The sequence below is a fragment of the Ruegeria sp. BHSA162 genome (assembly GCF_059613385.1).
Genome location: NZ_JBXWSK010000003.1, coordinates 27,382 through 40,556, shown reverse-complemented (window position 1 = coordinate 40,556; position 13,175 = coordinate 27,382). Strand labels below are relative to the sequence as shown.

The following is a 13,175-nucleotide window of genomic DNA, read 5'->3' as shown; positions in this document are numbered from 1 at the left end:
GCGGCGGGTCTCCTGTTTTGCGGGGCGGCCTGGGCGCAGGAGCTGCCCGCGCCGCTGACCAATGACGACTTTCTGTTCTTTGATAGGGAACAGGCCGCGATCGGTCACCAGCTATTTTATGACCCGATCCTGTCGGGCAACCGCAACATCAGCTGCTCTCATTGCCACCACCCCGATTTCGGCACCTCCGACGGCCTGTCGCTGGGCATCGGCGAGGGCGGCCAGGGTCTAGGCCCCGACCGCACGCCCGGCACCGGGGCGGACCGCATCCGCAAGCGCATCCCGCGCAACGCGCCGGGCCTGTGGAACCTGGGCGTGCGCGACATCCACACGATGTTCCATGACGGGCGGCTCAGCCTGTCGGACGTCTATGGCAACGGGTTCAATTCTCCCGCGCAGGAATGGCTGCCCGAAGGGCTGAACTCGCTGCTGGCCGCGCAGGCGCTGTTTCCGCTGACCGCTCAGTTCGAAATGGCCGGAAACGTGGCCGAGAACGAAGTTACAGGCGCCGTGCATGACCGGATCGACAAGGGCTGGCCGATCATCGCCAAACGGGTGCGGACCGACCCGAAATACGGCCCGGCGATGGTGGCCGCCTTTGACGACGTGGACAGCACCGCGGACATCACCATCACTCATGTCGCCAACGCTCTGGCCGCTTTCATGGCCATCGAATGGCGCAGCACCGACAGCCCGTTCGACCAGTACCTGGCAGGAGACAAGACCGCCCTGACCCCCGATCAGAAGGCCGGGATGCGGCTGTTCTACGGCAAGGCGCGGTGCGCCACCTGCCATTCGGGGCCGCTGCTGTCGGATCAGAAATTCCACGCACTGGCCCTGCCGCCTTTCGGCCCCGGCCGCACCCGGCAATGGGACGCCTATGCCCGCGACGTGGGTCGCATGGGCGAAAGTGACCGGCTGGAGGACGCCTACCGGTTCCGCACGCCGATGCTGCGCAACGTGGCGCTGACCGCACCCTATGGCCACAACGGCGCCTTTCCCGACCTCGAAGGGATCACCCGTCACCACCTGAACCCGGCAACCAGCCTGTCACGCTGGACAACCGATCAGGCCGCGCTGCCCCGGGTGCCGTGGCTGGAACAGGCCGATTTCATCGTCTGGCAGGACCGGTTCGAGATGGCGCGCCAACACGCCAAGGTCGACATCACGCCAGTTGACCTGAGCGACGGTGAAATCGCGCAACTGGTGGCGTTCCTGCACGCCCTGACCGGGACGAGCGTGGAGACGCCGCCCTTTGGCGTGCCCGCGGACTTCAAGCCCTGAGAAAACCCCCGCCGGATCGGGCGGGTGTTTCGGTGTTTTTATTCTGCGGCTTCTTCGTATGCGTCCATGGGCGGGCATGTGCAGACGAGGTTCCGATCTCCGTAGGCGTTGTCAACGCGGTTGACGGGCGACCAGTATTTGTCGACGCCCATGGAACCCGGCGGGAAGCAGGCCTGTTCGCGGGTGTAGGGTCGGTCCCACTCACCCACCAGGTCGCGCACCGTGTGGGGGGCGTTCTTCAGCGGGTTGTTCTCGGGGTCGATCCTGCCATCGATGACATCCTGCGCCTCGGCGCGGATCGACAGCATGGCGTCGCAGAATCGGTCCAGCTCGTCCTTGGGTTCCGATTCCGTCGGCTCGACCATCAGCGTGCCAGCAACCGGCCAGGACATGGTCGGCGCGTGGAAGCCGCTGTCGATCAGCCGCTTTGCGACGTCGTCGACGGTGATGTTGCCGGCCTCGGCCAGCGGGCGGGTGTCGAGGATGCATTCATGCGCCACACGACCGGTCTCGGAGGTGTAGAGGATCGGATAGGCCTCCTGCAGACGTGCGGCGATGTAGTTGGCGTTCAGGATCGCCACTTTGGTTGCCTGGGTCAGACCCGCGCCGCCCATCAGCAGGACATAGGCCCAGCTGACCGGCAGGATCGAGGGCGAGCCGAAGGGCGCCGCCGAAACCGGACCCACGGCGGTGCCGTACTCCGGGTGGCCCGGCAGGTGCTCGGCCAGATGCGCCTTGACCCCGATCGGGCCCATGCCGGGGCCGCCGCCGCCATGCGGGATGCAGAAGGTCTTGTGCAGGTTCAGGTGGCTGACGTCGCCGCCGATGTCGCCGGGACGCGACAGGCCCACCATGGCGTTCATGTTGGCCCCGTCGATATAGACCTGCCCGCCGTGGTCATGGGTGATCTGGCAGACCTCCTGCACGGTTTCCTCGAAAACGCCGTGGGTCGAGGGGTAGGTGATCATGCAGCCGGCCAGGTTATCCGAGTGTTTCTCGGCCTTCTCGCGGAAGTCGGTCAGATCGATGTTGCCCTTCGCGTCCGCCTTCACCGGTACCACCTGCCAGCCGACCATCTGCGCCGAGGCCGGGTTGGTGCCATGCGCCGAGGTCGGGATCAGGCAGACATTGCGGTGCCCTTCGCTGCGGGCGAAGTGATAGTTACGGATGGTCAGCAGGCCTGCATATTCGCCCTGCGCACCCGAGTTGGGCTGCTGGGAGATCGCGTCATAGCCGGTGATCTGGCACAGCTTGTCGTTCAGATCGGCAATCATCTCGTGATAGCCCTGCGCCTGATCTTCGGGGCAGAACGGGTGCAGATTGCCGAACTCGGGCCAGGTGACCGGGATCATCTCGATCGTGGCGTTCAGCTTCATGGTGCAGGAGCCCAGCGGGATCATCGCCCGGTCCAGCGCCAGGTCGCGGTCGGCCAGACGGCGCATATAGCGGGTCATCTCGGCCTCGGCCCGGTTCTTGTGGAAGATCGGATGGGTCAGATAGGGCGTCTCGCGCAGCGCATAGTCCGGCAGGCGGTACTGCTTGTTCGAGCTGTCGTCCTTCTTGTCGATGCCAAAGGCGCCCCAGACCGCCTCGATCGTCTCGGCGCGGGTCTGTTCATCCAGGCTGATGCCGACGCGGGTCTCGCCCACCTTGCGCAGGTTGACGCCGCGGGCTACCGCCGCCTCCATGACGGTCTTCTGCAGCGGGCCGACCTCGACCGTGATCGTGTCGAAGAACACCTCGGGTTCGACCTTGAAGCCGTGTTCTTCCAGGCCCGCGGCCAGGCGCGAGGTCTTGCGGTGCACCGACTGTGCGATCGCCTTGATGCCGTCGGGGCCGTGGTACACGGCATACATCGAGGCGATCACCGCCAGCAGCGCCTGCGCGGTGCAGACGTTCGAGTTGGCCTTCTCGCGGCGGATGTGCTGCTCGCGGGTCTGCAGCGCCAGGCGGTAGGCCTTGTTGCCGCGGCTGTCGATGCTGACGCCGATGATACGGCCCGGCATCGCCCGCTTCAGCTTGTCTGTGGTGGCCATGTAGGCGGCGTGCGGGCCGCCATAGCCCATCAGCACGCCGAAGCGCTGGGTCGAGCCCACGGCGATGTCGGCGCCCATCTCGCCCGGCGATTTCAGCAGCGCCAGCGACAGGATGTCGGCGGCCACGATGGCGATGGCGTTGTGTTCATGCAGCGCCGCGATTTCCGATGTGAAGTCGCGCACATGGCCATAGGTGCCCGGATACTGGAAGATTGCGCCGAACACGGCGCCGGGATCCAGATCGTCAGGGTCGGCGACCTTGACGTCGATGCCCAAAGGCTCGGCCCGGGTTTTGATCACCGCGATGGTCTGCGGGTGGCAGTTGCGGTCCACGAAGAAGGCCGCGTTGTTGGCCTTGGACCGGCCACCGCGCTTGGCCATCGCCATCGCCTCGGCCGCTGCGGTCGCCTCATCCAGCAGCGAGGCATTGGCCACGTCCAGCCCGGTCAGATCGCTGACCATGGTCTGGAAGTTCAGCAGCGCCTCGAGCCGGCCCTGGCTGATCTCGGGCTGATAGGGCGTGTAGGCGGTGTACCAGGCCGGGTTTTCCAGAATGTTGCGCAGGATCGGCGCCGGCGTGGTGGTGCCGTAATAGCCCTGACCGATCAGCGAGGTCAGAACCTTGTTCTTCCCCGCCACTTTTTTCATGTGATAGAGCGCGTCGCGTTCCGTCATCGCCGGGCCCCAGTCCAGCGGCTCTTTCTGCCGGATCGCCGGGGGGACGGTGGCGTCGATCAGATCGTCCAGCGTCTTGAAGCCAATCACTTTCAGCATGTCGCGCATCTCGGTCGGGCTGGGACCGATATGGCGACGGTTGGCAAAGTCATAGGCTTCGTAGTCGGTCAGTTTGAAGGCCATTGCAGCGCTCCCATGGATAGGTCAGGCCCGACGGAGACTGAGGAAGCCTCCGGCGGGGAGTAGGGGCCGTCCCGGGAACTGTCCGGTGGACAGTTTCAGGCCCGAACGGGCGGAGCCCAAATTCGGCGGCACAAGTCAAAACGATGGAGCCCCAGGCCGGGACCCCGTGGGTTTAGCCGATGAACGCCTTGTAGCCGGCCTCGTCCATCAGATCTTCCAACTGCGCGGCATCGGTGATCTTGATCTTGTAGATCCACGCCTCGCCCTCGGGATCCTCGTTCAGCGCGCCCGGATTGTCGGCCAGCGCCTCGTTCACCTCGAGGATCTCGCCATCGACCGGGGCATAGATCTCGGAGGCCGCCTTGACGGATTCGATCACCCCGATCTCGCCGTCCTTCGCAAACTCTTCACCCACGTCCTGCTGCTCGACGAACACCACCTCGCCCAGCTGCTCGGCCGCGTGCTTGGTGATGCCCAGCGTGGCCGTGTCGCCCTCGACCGTCAGCCATTCATGTTCTTCGGAATAATAGGTTGCCATGCTGTCTCTCTCCTGACTTCAACGCTTGTAATTCTGTTTGACGAAGGGCAGCGCCACGATCCGCGCCGGCTGCGCCTTGCCCCGGATGATCAGATTCACCTTCTCGCCCGGCTCGGTGTGGCCGGCGGCGACGTAACCCATCGCAACCGGTCCGCCGACTGTCGGGCCGAACCCGCCCGAGGTGATCTGACCGATCGTGTTGCCCTGAAGATCCTGCACCTCGACCCCCTGTCGCGCCGGGGCGCGGCCTTCGGGTTTGATCCCCACCAGCTTGCGCGCGGGACCTTCGGCCAGTGCGCGCTGGATGCGGGCCGCGCCGGGAAAGCCGCCCTCTTCCTTGCGCCGCTTCTGGATCGCCCAGGCCAGGTTGGCCTCGATCGGCGAGGTGCTCTGGTCGATGTCATTGCCATAGAGGCACAGACCCGCCTCCAGCCGCAGGCTGTCGCGCGCGCCCAGGCCCGCTGGTTCGCATTCTTCATGCGCCAGCAGGGCGCGGGTGACCTCGATCGCCTTGTCCTCGGGGATCGAGATCTCATAGCCGTCCTCGCCCGTGTAACCCAGTCGCGAGATCCGGCATTCGACTCCGTCGATCGGGGCAACGGTGGTTTCCATGAACTTCAGATCGCGGGCTGCGGGGCACAGTGCGCCCACCACGTCCTCGGCTTTCGGGCCCTGAACCGCCACCAGCGCGCGGTCGAAGATCTCGGTCACCTCGACCCCGTCCAGATGCGCGCGCATGTGCGGAATGTCCTGATGGCGCAGCGCCGCGTTCACCACCACGAAGAAATGATCGCCCGCGTTCGACACGATCAGATCGTCCATGATCCCGCCGTCCGCGTTGGTGAAGAACCCATAGCGCGCCTTGCCCTCGGGCAGCGTCGCAAAAGCCTGCGGGCACAGCGCCTCGAGCTTCTCGCCCACATTCTTGCCCCGCAGGATCACCTGGCCCATGTGGCTCACGTCGAACAACGCCGCCTTCTCGCGGCACTGCTTGTGTTCGCCCATGATTCCCAAAGGATACTGAACGGGCATCTCCCAGCCCGCAAAATCAACCAGCTTGCCTCCCAACTCAACATGAAGGTCATACAACGGCGTGCGCTTCATTCCAGGCATGTCAGTGTTCTTTCTTTTGGCAAAAGTGACGCGATGGACTGGATCCGGAAGCATATGGCTGGGAATACCATGCCACGGCAGCCTTTTCGGATCGAGTCAGAGGAATTCTGGCAGGGCGACATGCATTTTCCGGTACCGGCAACTTCACGGCTGGCGGTGTTCCGTCCGACTTCAGATCGCAGGTATTCATCACGGCCTAAATCGCTCATGGACAAGGAGTATACATCTGCATGCTGCAGCTTTGTGTCGTATAGGAAACTTTTTTCCGTTACGCAACAGCTGAAATTGCAATATTCACGGTCGGCGGCCCCATACCTCAGCGATCGGCAAGTGCCGCCTCCAAGGCCTTCAACCCCGTCACCAGATCGTCTTCGGCAGTGTCCTCCGCGAAGTCATGACTGATACCGTTGATGGATGGCACGAACAGCATTCCGACCGGCATCAAGGCTGCCACGTTCGACGCATCGTGCAAGGCCCCGGACGGCATGACCCGCCAGTTGCCGGGCGCGACGGTCTGGGCTCCGTGTTCCAGCGACCGCCGGAGGGTTGGATCCATCTCAACCGGTTCGATGCCCAACATTGGCCCGAACTGCGCATCGCCCCCGATGGTTTCACTGACCTCTTGGGCGGTCGTGCGAATGATGCTTTCCATTCGGGCCAGACGATCCGTGTCCTGATCGCGCCACTGCATCGAGAAACGGACCCGGCCAGGAACGATTGACGAGGCATTCGGAGACAGCTCAACATGACCGATCGTCCAGACCGTCTGCGGGGTCACCACGTTGCGGAACCGATCGTTGATCAGGCCGTTGAAGATCGAGAGAGCCTGGAACGCGTCTCGGCGCAAGTGCATCGGCGTCGTGCCGGCGTGGTTCTGCTGGCCGGAAAACTCGATGACCATGTCGCGAATGCCCACGATGTCCGAGACCACACCGATGGCCTCGGCGTTGGCATCCAGAATCGGACCCTGCTCGATATGCATTTCGATGAACCCGGTGAATTGGGCGGGGTTCACAAAATCCTGCATCAGACTTTTCATCCGAGCGCGCGCATCACCGAACCGTATGCCCGCGTGGTCGGTCAGGTCGTCAGCCTGCGCAAGGGGCAACTTGCCGGACCAGATGGCTGATCCGGTCGTGACGCCGAACCGGCCTTCCTCATCCTGAAAGCTGACCACCGAGATCGGGCGCTGGCTGGAGCGAGCCAGCTCCAACGCCGCGATTACGCCCAGCGCGCCATCCAGCCAACCGCCCTCGGGCTGGCTGTCTGAATGCGATCCCATCAATAGCGACGGCGCGGACGCCAGACCGAACAGGTTTCCGACCGGATCAAAATGCGGTTGCAGCCCGGCCTCCTGAAATCGGTCAGCCAGCCATCGCCGCGCCGCAATGTCCGCGTCTGAATATGCCGGGCGCACGACGCCTTTACCAACCCCCGCAGCTCCGAATTCCCGCAGCTTGTGCAGATCATCCAGAAACCTCTGCGCATTCACGGCCATTGCGCTGTCCTTTCTTGTCGCTTGCCGCAACTCTATCGCCGGGCCGTCCGCCCGCAAGCCCGGTTGCAGCCTGTCCCGGTTTTTTGACGGCAACCGGCCGAACACCTCTGGCCCCTGCGGGCAAGCTGCCCTAAGACTTCGGGCCAAGAGGGACCGACATGTCATACATCACATTGGTACGCCACGGGCAGGCCAACACCACCGCACGAGACGAAGACAGTTATGACAAGCTCAGCGAGCTTGGGCATCAGCAGGCGCGCTGGCTTGGGGCCCATCTGCGCGAGACCAAAGCCCATTATCCACGGGTGTTTTGCGGCACCCTGACCCGGCATGTGGAAACGGCGGCAAGCATGGGTCTGCCGGAACCCGTCCGCGATGCACGTCTGAATGAAATCGAGTATTTCACCCTTGCGCAACTGTTCGAGGAACAGCACGGCGTGACGATCCCGACGGACCGCGAAGGCTTCGTTCAGCACCTGCCGCTGACCTTCAAGGCCTGGGCCAACGGCGACATTCGGAACGCGCCCGAAACCTTCGAGCAGTTTGAAACCCGCGTCTCGGACGCTCTGCGTGAAATCCATGACGGCGACGGGCCGGCCATCGTGGTGACCTCGGGTGGGTTAATCTCGATGGTGGTGCGGCAGGCGATGGGGCTGGACATCCCGGCGATGGCGCGCGTGGCCCTTGCCATCATGAACACCTCATTGCATCGTCTGCACCCGATCGGAGCGGACCTGAGCCCGGTTCTGTTCAACGCGGTTCCGCATCTGGAAGCGCCGGACCGGCATTTCGCCCAGACCCACCTGTAACCGGATCGGAGGTCCCAGATGCAGATCTACTACGCACCCCGCACTATCTCGATCGCCGTCGTCATCGCGCTTGAGGAAGCTGGTCTGGACTATGAGGCGATCAAGCTCGACTTCGCAGCGGGCGAGCAGACGACGGCAGCCTACAAGCAGATCAACCCCAAGGGTCGCGTTCCCGCTCTGGTGGTCGATGGTGGCATTCTGACGGAAACCGGCGCTCTGCTTGAATACATCGCAGCCAAGGCCCCGAAGGCCGGGCCTGTTCCGGACAATCCGGTCCTGGCCGCGCGGATGCGCGAGGTGATGTACTACCTGGCCTCGACCATGCATGTGAACCATGCGCACAAGATGCGCGGTCATCGTTGGGCGGATCAGGAGTCCAGCTGGCAGGACATGAAAGGCAAGGTGGCCCAAACGATGACCGAGTCCTGCGCTTACATCTCGTCAAACGGGCTGCGCGGCCCGTTTGTTTTGGGCAAGGCATTATCGCTGGCCGACGCCTATCTCTACGTGGTTTGCAGCTGGTTGGAAGGTGACGGGGTCGATGTCACGGCCTTTCCCAAGATCCAGGCCTTCCGCGCGGCGATGGAGGCCCGACCCTCGGTTCAGGCGGTACGGGCCGCCGGAATGCTCTGACAAAAGGACATCGCATGACACATCTTTGGGTCCGGGCTGAACAACGCCCGAACGAGGAACGGGTGGGCCTGACGCCCGATGGCGCGGCGCAACTGATCGCCGCCGGCATCCGCGTGACGGTCGAGGAGAGCCATGTCCGCGCCATCCCGATCGACGGCTACCGCGCGGCGGGTTGCGAAATCGCGCCGGAGAACTCGTGGCCGGAGGCGCCGCTGGATGCGGTCATCTTCGGCCTCAAGGAACTGCCCGAGGACGGTACGCCCCTGCCGCATCGCCACATCATGTTCGGTCATGCTTTCAAGGGCCAGCATTCGGGCCGCAAGCTGCTGGAGCGCTTCAAGGTCGGCGGCGGCACGCTGTATGATCTGGAATACCTGGTCGATGAAAACGGGCGGCGGGTCGCGGCCTTCGGCTATTGGGCGGGCTACGCGGGCGCGGCGGTGACGCTCAAGACTTGGGCGGCGCAGCAGCGCGGCGAGATTTGCGGCCCCGTCGGCGTCTATCCCGGCAAGGACGCGCTGAACGCCGAACTTCTGGCCGAGTTGGACGCCACCGGCGCCCCCCGCCCCCGCGCCATCGTCATCGGCGCGCTGGGAAGGGTCGGCACCGGCGCGTCCGACCTGTGCGAGGCGATGGGGGTCGAGGTGACCAAGTGGGACATGGCCGAAACCGCCGATGGCGGGCCGTTCCCGGAAATCCTAGAAAACGACATCTTCCTCAACTGCATCTTCGCGCGCCCCGGCACCCCGGTCTTCGTCCCGCGGGAGGCGCTGAATGCCCCGCGCAAGCTGACCGCCATCGGCGACGTGGCCTGCGACCCCGACAGCGACTACAACCCGGTGCCGGTCTATGACCGCGCCACAACCTGGGAAGAACCCGCCCTGCGCGTGGCCACCGACCCGGTGCTGGACGTGATGGCCATCGACAACCTGCCCTCAATGCTGCCGGTCGAAAGCTCGGAAGACTACGCCGCGCAACTTCTGCCCTCGTTGCTGACCCTGACAGACCTGACCTCGGGCGTTTGGGCGCGGGCCGAGGACACCTTCAAATCCCATATCGAAAGGATCTGAGCCATGACGATTCACTGGTGTGGCACCGGCCTGTCGGCCATCCCCGGCCTGCGCCGCCTGATCGAGGCCGGCCACAAGGTCACCGTCTGGAACCGGACCGTCGACAAGGCCCGCGCCGAGGTCGGCGACCTGACCGACGACATCCGGGCCTTCGACATTGATGCTCTGAGCGCGGTGCTGGAAAAGGGCGACGTGATCGTCTCGATGCTGCCGGGCGACTGGCACGTGCCGCTGGCAGAACTGGCGATCGCGAAGGGCGCGCATTTCGTCTCGTCCTCGTATATCGCGCCCGAGATGCGCGCGCTGGACGACAAGGCCCGCGAAGCCGGCGTCGCGCTGGTCAACGAGGTCGGGCTGGACCCCGGCATCGACCACCTGATGGCCCATGCGCTGGTCGATGACTACCGCGCGTCCGACGCCTTCGACCCGGAAAACCACCTCAGCTTCATTTCCTATTGCGGCGGCATCCCCAAGAACCCCAACCCGTTCCGCTACAAGTTCAGCTGGTCGCCCCTGGGCGTGCTCAAGGCGCTGCGCTCGCCCTCGCGGTCGATCCGCGACTATGCCCCGCTGGACGTGGCCCGGCCCTGGGACGCGATCAGCACCTATGTCGCGCCGCTGCCCACGCCCGAAAGCTTCGAGGTCTATCCCAACCGCGACTCGATCCCCTTCATGCAGCAGTACCATTTCGAGGAGCACTGGCCGGTCAAGGAATTCGTCCGCGGCACTCTGCGGCTGAACGGCTGGTCGGATGCGTGGTCGGACGTGTTCCGCGAAATCGAAACGCTGGAAGGCCCCGAGGGCGATGCCCGGCTCAAGGAAATGTCCGACCAGTTCTGGGCCGAGAACGCCTATGAGGAGGGCGAGCCCGACCGCGTCGTGCTCTGCGTCGGCCTGAAGGCCGAGAAGGACGGCATACCGGTCTGGCACAAGACCTATGTGATGGACGCCTGGGGCGACGCACGCGGCAGCGCGATGGCGCGTTTGGTGTCGATCCCGGTCTCGCTGGCGGTCGAAGCGGTGCTGAACCGCGCCATTCCCGCCGGTGTCCATGCCGCGCCCAGCGATCCGAAACTGGTTCAGGGGTGGATGGCCGAGATCGACAAACTGGCACAGCACCTACAGGTGGTCGACCACCTGGCCTGACCCAACCAAAAAGCCATTCCGGACGCACCGGAATGGCTTTTTTCTGGTGTTTTCACCAACCGTTGGATTGGCGCCTGTGGTTCAGATGTAGCGCTCGATCGTTTCCTCAAGATCGCTGCGGTTGATGCCAAGCTCGGACAGCTGCCGGTCATCCAGACCACTCAAATGTTGCGCCGCGCGTACGATGTCATCCTTGACCGCCCGGATGCGCATGGCGCGGTCGAACAGAAGCAGCGCGCTGGCGGATGGGCAGGGTTGTTGAGTCGGTTGCATTGTGTCGAGCATCGGCTGTTTCCTCCCAGTTTGGCCGGTGTCCTGTTGGGGCGCGGCCCCGGTTACTGCGTCAACGCGGCCCGCTGATAGACGCTCTGATAGGCCGTTTGGGGGATGTCTGAGCGGGTGATGCCGATATCGTGGAGCTGCTGGTCGCTCAGGCGTTCGAGGTCACGGACCGTCTTCGCAAAGATCTGCTTCCGAAACCGTTCGGTCTTGGCCTCGGCGTATTTTGCAAAAAGGTCATGAAACAGGCTGTGGTTCGACTGTGTGGTTTGTGCGGTTGCCATTGGTTTGTCCTCCTGAAATCCGAACTGCATTGCAGTACTGTCATCAGATAAAAGGACGCCGCGTTAACGGTTCCGGACCAACGGATTAAGCTTTGTTAACCTTACGTCAGGGTTGGCGGGGTCACTGACCGGATGGCAGGGCCAATCGGATGGCGAAGGCGGTGGCGGGGTCGATCTGCGGGTCAGCCAGAAGCGCCCGCAGCGCAGGGGCAAGCTTATCATCCCCCCAATCGCGCGTGGCCAGGGCGATCTGCCCGGCCGTGCTTTGGTCGTGCGCAATCTCGCCGGCAAAGATATCCAGGATCTTCCCGCGGTGTTCCGGCATCGCATCGCCGCCGTCGATCAGCGCCGCGATGATCGCCTGGCGATCCTTTGGAGAAAGCGGGCTGGCGGTCAGAGCCTCCTGGATCGTATTCAGGGCTTGGTCGCCGTCGATTTCGATACCGGCAAGCGCCCATTCGCGCAGGTTGAACCCTCCGGTGGCGACCGCCTTTGGATAGACCGTGCGCACCGCCTCTGCCGCGGCCGGATCAGATTGCAGGCCCAGCAGCCGGATCGTTGCCGGGGCATAGGCTACGCGATTCAGGCTCCGCAAATCGCGCAGAAGATCCGGGGTTGCAGCAGCGTCGCGCAGGCCGCGCGCAGACGCATAGGGTGCCCGGTGGAGTTCAATGAGAGCGGTGTTCCGCAACAACCGGTCTCCGGAATTCAGATAGGCCGCGAAAAACGCGGCGCGCTCGGCGGATCGGGATCCGTCCAACCGCCAGCCTTGGCCTTGCGCCTGTACCTCGGCAACAAAATTGGCCCGCTGCGGCGTCATCAGAAATCCCTTGGTCCAGGACTGATCAAAGGCGCGCCCGGCCTTGTCCCGGCGGCCTGGGCCATAGATCATCAGGAACACCCGGTCAGGATCGGCGCGCAGGGCATTCCGGGTGCTGCTGTCCACCAGAAACGGTATCTGGGGGAGGTCTGCAACCTCGTCCCAACTGCCTTTCAGCAACCCGACGGGTGCATAGCGGAACGGGTCGTCGGGCGCGGGCGCGGCCAGAACGATGACCGAAGCAGACAACAACCGGTCGGCCAGAGAGTTTTCGGGAAGTGCCAGACAAACGGTGCAGGCCAGCGCCGGACGCTGCGGCCACGCCGGAACGGCCATAAGGGCCAACACCAATATCGTCTTCAACATACGCGGCATCTGGCGCCCCTGCTGTGGACCGGGCGCTGTGCAATACACGGCGCCCTCTGCCCCGGAGCATAGCGCAGAAACACCGTGCGGGCGACCAAGTCTACATCAGGTCGTTCTCGACATCTTCGGCCGAGATGCCCAGCGCGTCCAACCCGTTCTCAAGGTGATCCGACAGATGCGGCGTGCCGATCAGGTAATCGGCACATGGCGTCGAGGCCTCGGCCTTGGCCGTAGCGATCGCCTCGCTGAGGTCGTCCGGGAAAAAGCTTTCACGTCCAATCCACATGATCGCCACCAACTCGGCTTGCTCGTCCTCGTCCATGCGATCGATAAAAGCCCGCAGCTCGCCCTCGGCGCGATCCAGCTCGCGGCCCATCATGGCGACCTGGGCGACTTTGGTTGGCGAGATTTCCAGCATTGGTTTCAACTCCTCTGTCCGCA

Annotated in this window: 13 protein-coding genes; 5 read left to right on the top strand and 8 right to left on the bottom strand. The window is 64.0% G+C overall.

The window, feature by feature from the left end:
• Positions 1 to 42 precede the first annotated feature (42 nt).
• Positions 43 to 1,284 carry a cytochrome-c peroxidase gene (locus AC2FM5_RS01730; protein WP_496733660.1) on the top strand — a complete coding sequence of 414 codons (1,242 nt, stop codon included), beginning with the start codon at positions 43 to 45 and terminating at the stop codon, positions 1,282 to 1,284.
• Positions 1,285 to 1,322: 38 nt separating this feature from the next.
• Here the strand turns inward: AC2FM5_RS01730 and gcvP are convergent, their stop codons facing one another.
• From gcvP to AC2FM5_RS01710, 4 genes are all read right to left on the bottom strand, one after another.
• The gene (gene gcvP, locus AC2FM5_RS01725) at positions 1,323 to 4,178 is read right to left on the bottom strand and encodes an aminomethyl-transferring glycine dehydrogenase (RefSeq protein WP_496733554.1); all 2,856 of its coding nucleotides are present in this window, start codon (positions 4,176 to 4,178) and stop codon (positions 1,323 to 1,325) included.
• Between the two features lie 172 nt (positions 4,179 to 4,350).
• Positions 4,351 to 4,716 carry a glycine cleavage system protein GcvH gene (gene gcvH / locus AC2FM5_RS01720; protein ID WP_170360662.1) on the bottom strand — a complete coding sequence of 122 codons (366 nt, stop codon included), beginning with the start codon at positions 4,714 to 4,716 and terminating at the stop codon, positions 4,351 to 4,353.
• 18 nt (positions 4,717 to 4,734) lie between these two features.
• Positions 4,735 to 5,829 carry a glycine cleavage system aminomethyltransferase GcvT gene (gcvT, locus tag AC2FM5_RS01715; RefSeq protein WP_496733552.1) on the bottom strand — a complete coding sequence of 365 codons (1,095 nt, stop codon included), beginning with the start codon at positions 5,827 to 5,829 and terminating at the stop codon, positions 4,735 to 4,737.
• A 316-nt stretch (positions 5,830 to 6,145) separates the two neighbouring features.
• The gene (locus tag AC2FM5_RS01710) at positions 6,146 to 7,327 is read right to left on the bottom strand and encodes a hydantoinase/carbamoylase family amidase (protein ID WP_496733550.1); all 1,182 of its coding nucleotides are present in this window, start codon (positions 7,325 to 7,327) and stop codon (positions 6,146 to 6,148) included.
• 158 nt (positions 7,328 to 7,485) lie between these two features.
• Here AC2FM5_RS01710 and AC2FM5_RS01705 point away from each other — a divergent pair, with 158 nt between their 5' ends.
• The 4 genes from AC2FM5_RS01705 to AC2FM5_RS01690 are packed head-to-tail and all read left to right on the top strand — an operon-like array spanning position 7,486 to position 10,985.
• The gene (locus tag AC2FM5_RS01705) at positions 7,486 to 8,136 is read left to right on the top strand and encodes a histidine phosphatase family protein (RefSeq protein ID WP_170342072.1); all 651 of its coding nucleotides are present in this window, start codon (positions 7,486 to 7,488) and stop codon (positions 8,134 to 8,136) included.
• A gap of 18 nt (positions 8,137 to 8,154) precedes the next feature.
• Entirely contained in the window at positions 8,155 to 8,769 is a 615-nt protein-coding gene (locus tag AC2FM5_RS01700) for a glutathione S-transferase family protein (protein ID WP_496733548.1), read from the top strand.
• A 14-nt stretch (positions 8,770 to 8,783) separates the two neighbouring features.
• Entirely contained in the window at positions 8,784 to 9,839 is a 1,056-nt protein-coding gene (locus AC2FM5_RS01695; protein ID WP_496733546.1) for a saccharopine dehydrogenase, read from the top strand.
• Between the two features lie 3 nt (positions 9,840 to 9,842).
• Positions 9,843 to 10,985, top strand: coding sequence for a saccharopine dehydrogenase family protein (locus tag AC2FM5_RS01690; protein ID WP_496733544.1), 1,143 nt, complete (start codon positions 9,843 to 9,845; stop codon positions 10,983 to 10,985).
• A gap of 81 nt (positions 10,986 to 11,066) precedes the next feature.
• Here the strand turns inward: AC2FM5_RS01690 and AC2FM5_RS01685 are convergent, their stop codons facing one another.
• From AC2FM5_RS01685 to AC2FM5_RS01670, 4 genes are all read right to left on the bottom strand, one after another.
• Positions 11,067 to 11,270, bottom strand: coding sequence for a DUF1127 domain-containing protein (locus AC2FM5_RS01685; RefSeq protein ID WP_093964173.1), 204 nt, complete (start codon positions 11,268 to 11,270; stop codon positions 11,067 to 11,069).
• Positions 11,271 to 11,320: 50 nt separating this feature from the next.
• A complete protein-coding gene (locus AC2FM5_RS01680; RefSeq protein ID WP_170360650.1) occupies positions 11,321 to 11,548 on the bottom strand; it encodes a DUF1127 domain-containing protein in 228 nt (75 codons plus the stop codon).
• A 121-nt stretch (positions 11,549 to 11,669) separates the two neighbouring features.
• Positions 11,670 to 12,743, bottom strand: coding sequence for a hypothetical protein (locus AC2FM5_RS01675; protein ID WP_496733541.1), 1,074 nt, complete (start codon positions 12,741 to 12,743; stop codon positions 11,670 to 11,672).
• Between the two features lie 91 nt (positions 12,744 to 12,834).
• On the bottom strand, positions 12,835 to 13,152 hold the full coding sequence (locus AC2FM5_RS01670) for a DUF3775 domain-containing protein (protein ID WP_093964170.1): 318 nt from the start codon (positions 13,150 to 13,152) through the stop codon (positions 12,835 to 12,837).
• Positions 13,153 to 13,175: the final 23 nt, after the last annotated feature.

Excerpts from the sequence above, each read along its gene's own strand:
- gcvP (WP_496733554.1), bottom strand. The coding sequence starts at position 4,178 with ATGGCCTTCAAACTGACCGACTACGAAGCCTATGACTTTGCCAACCGT.
- gcvH (WP_170360662.1), bottom strand. The coding sequence starts at position 4,716 with ATGGCAACCTATTATTCCGAAGAACATGAATGGCTGACGGTCGAGGGC.
- gcvT (WP_496733552.1), bottom strand. The coding sequence starts at position 5,829 with ATGCCTGGAATGAAGCGCACGCCGTTGTATGACCTTCATGTTGAGTTG.
- AC2FM5_RS01710 (WP_496733550.1), bottom strand. The coding sequence starts at position 7,327 with ATGGCCGTGAATGCGCAGAGGTTTCTGGATGATCTGCACAAGCTGCGG.
- AC2FM5_RS01705 (WP_170342072.1), top strand. The coding sequence starts at position 7,486 with ATGTCATACATCACATTGGTACGCCACGGGCAGGCCAACACCACCGCA.
- AC2FM5_RS01700 (WP_496733548.1), top strand. The coding sequence starts at position 8,155 with ATGCAGATCTACTACGCACCCCGCACTATCTCGATCGCCGTCGTCATC.
- AC2FM5_RS01695 (WP_496733546.1), top strand. The coding sequence starts at position 8,784 with ATGACACATCTTTGGGTCCGGGCTGAACAACGCCCGAACGAGGAACGG.
- AC2FM5_RS01690 (WP_496733544.1), top strand. The coding sequence starts at position 9,843 with ATGACGATTCACTGGTGTGGCACCGGCCTGTCGGCCATCCCCGGCCTG.
- AC2FM5_RS01685 (WP_093964173.1), bottom strand. The coding sequence starts at position 11,270 with ATGCTCGACACAATGCAACCGACTCAACAACCCTGCCCATCCGCCAGC.
- AC2FM5_RS01680 (WP_170360650.1), bottom strand. The coding sequence starts at position 11,548 with ATGGCAACCGCACAAACCACACAGTCGAACCACAGCCTGTTTCATGAC.
- AC2FM5_RS01675 (WP_496733541.1), bottom strand. The coding sequence starts at position 12,743 with ATGCCGCGTATGTTGAAGACGATATTGGTGTTGGCCCTTATGGCCGTT.
- AC2FM5_RS01670 (WP_093964170.1), bottom strand. The coding sequence starts at position 13,152 with ATGCTGGAAATCTCGCCAACCAAAGTCGCCCAGGTCGCCATGATGGGC.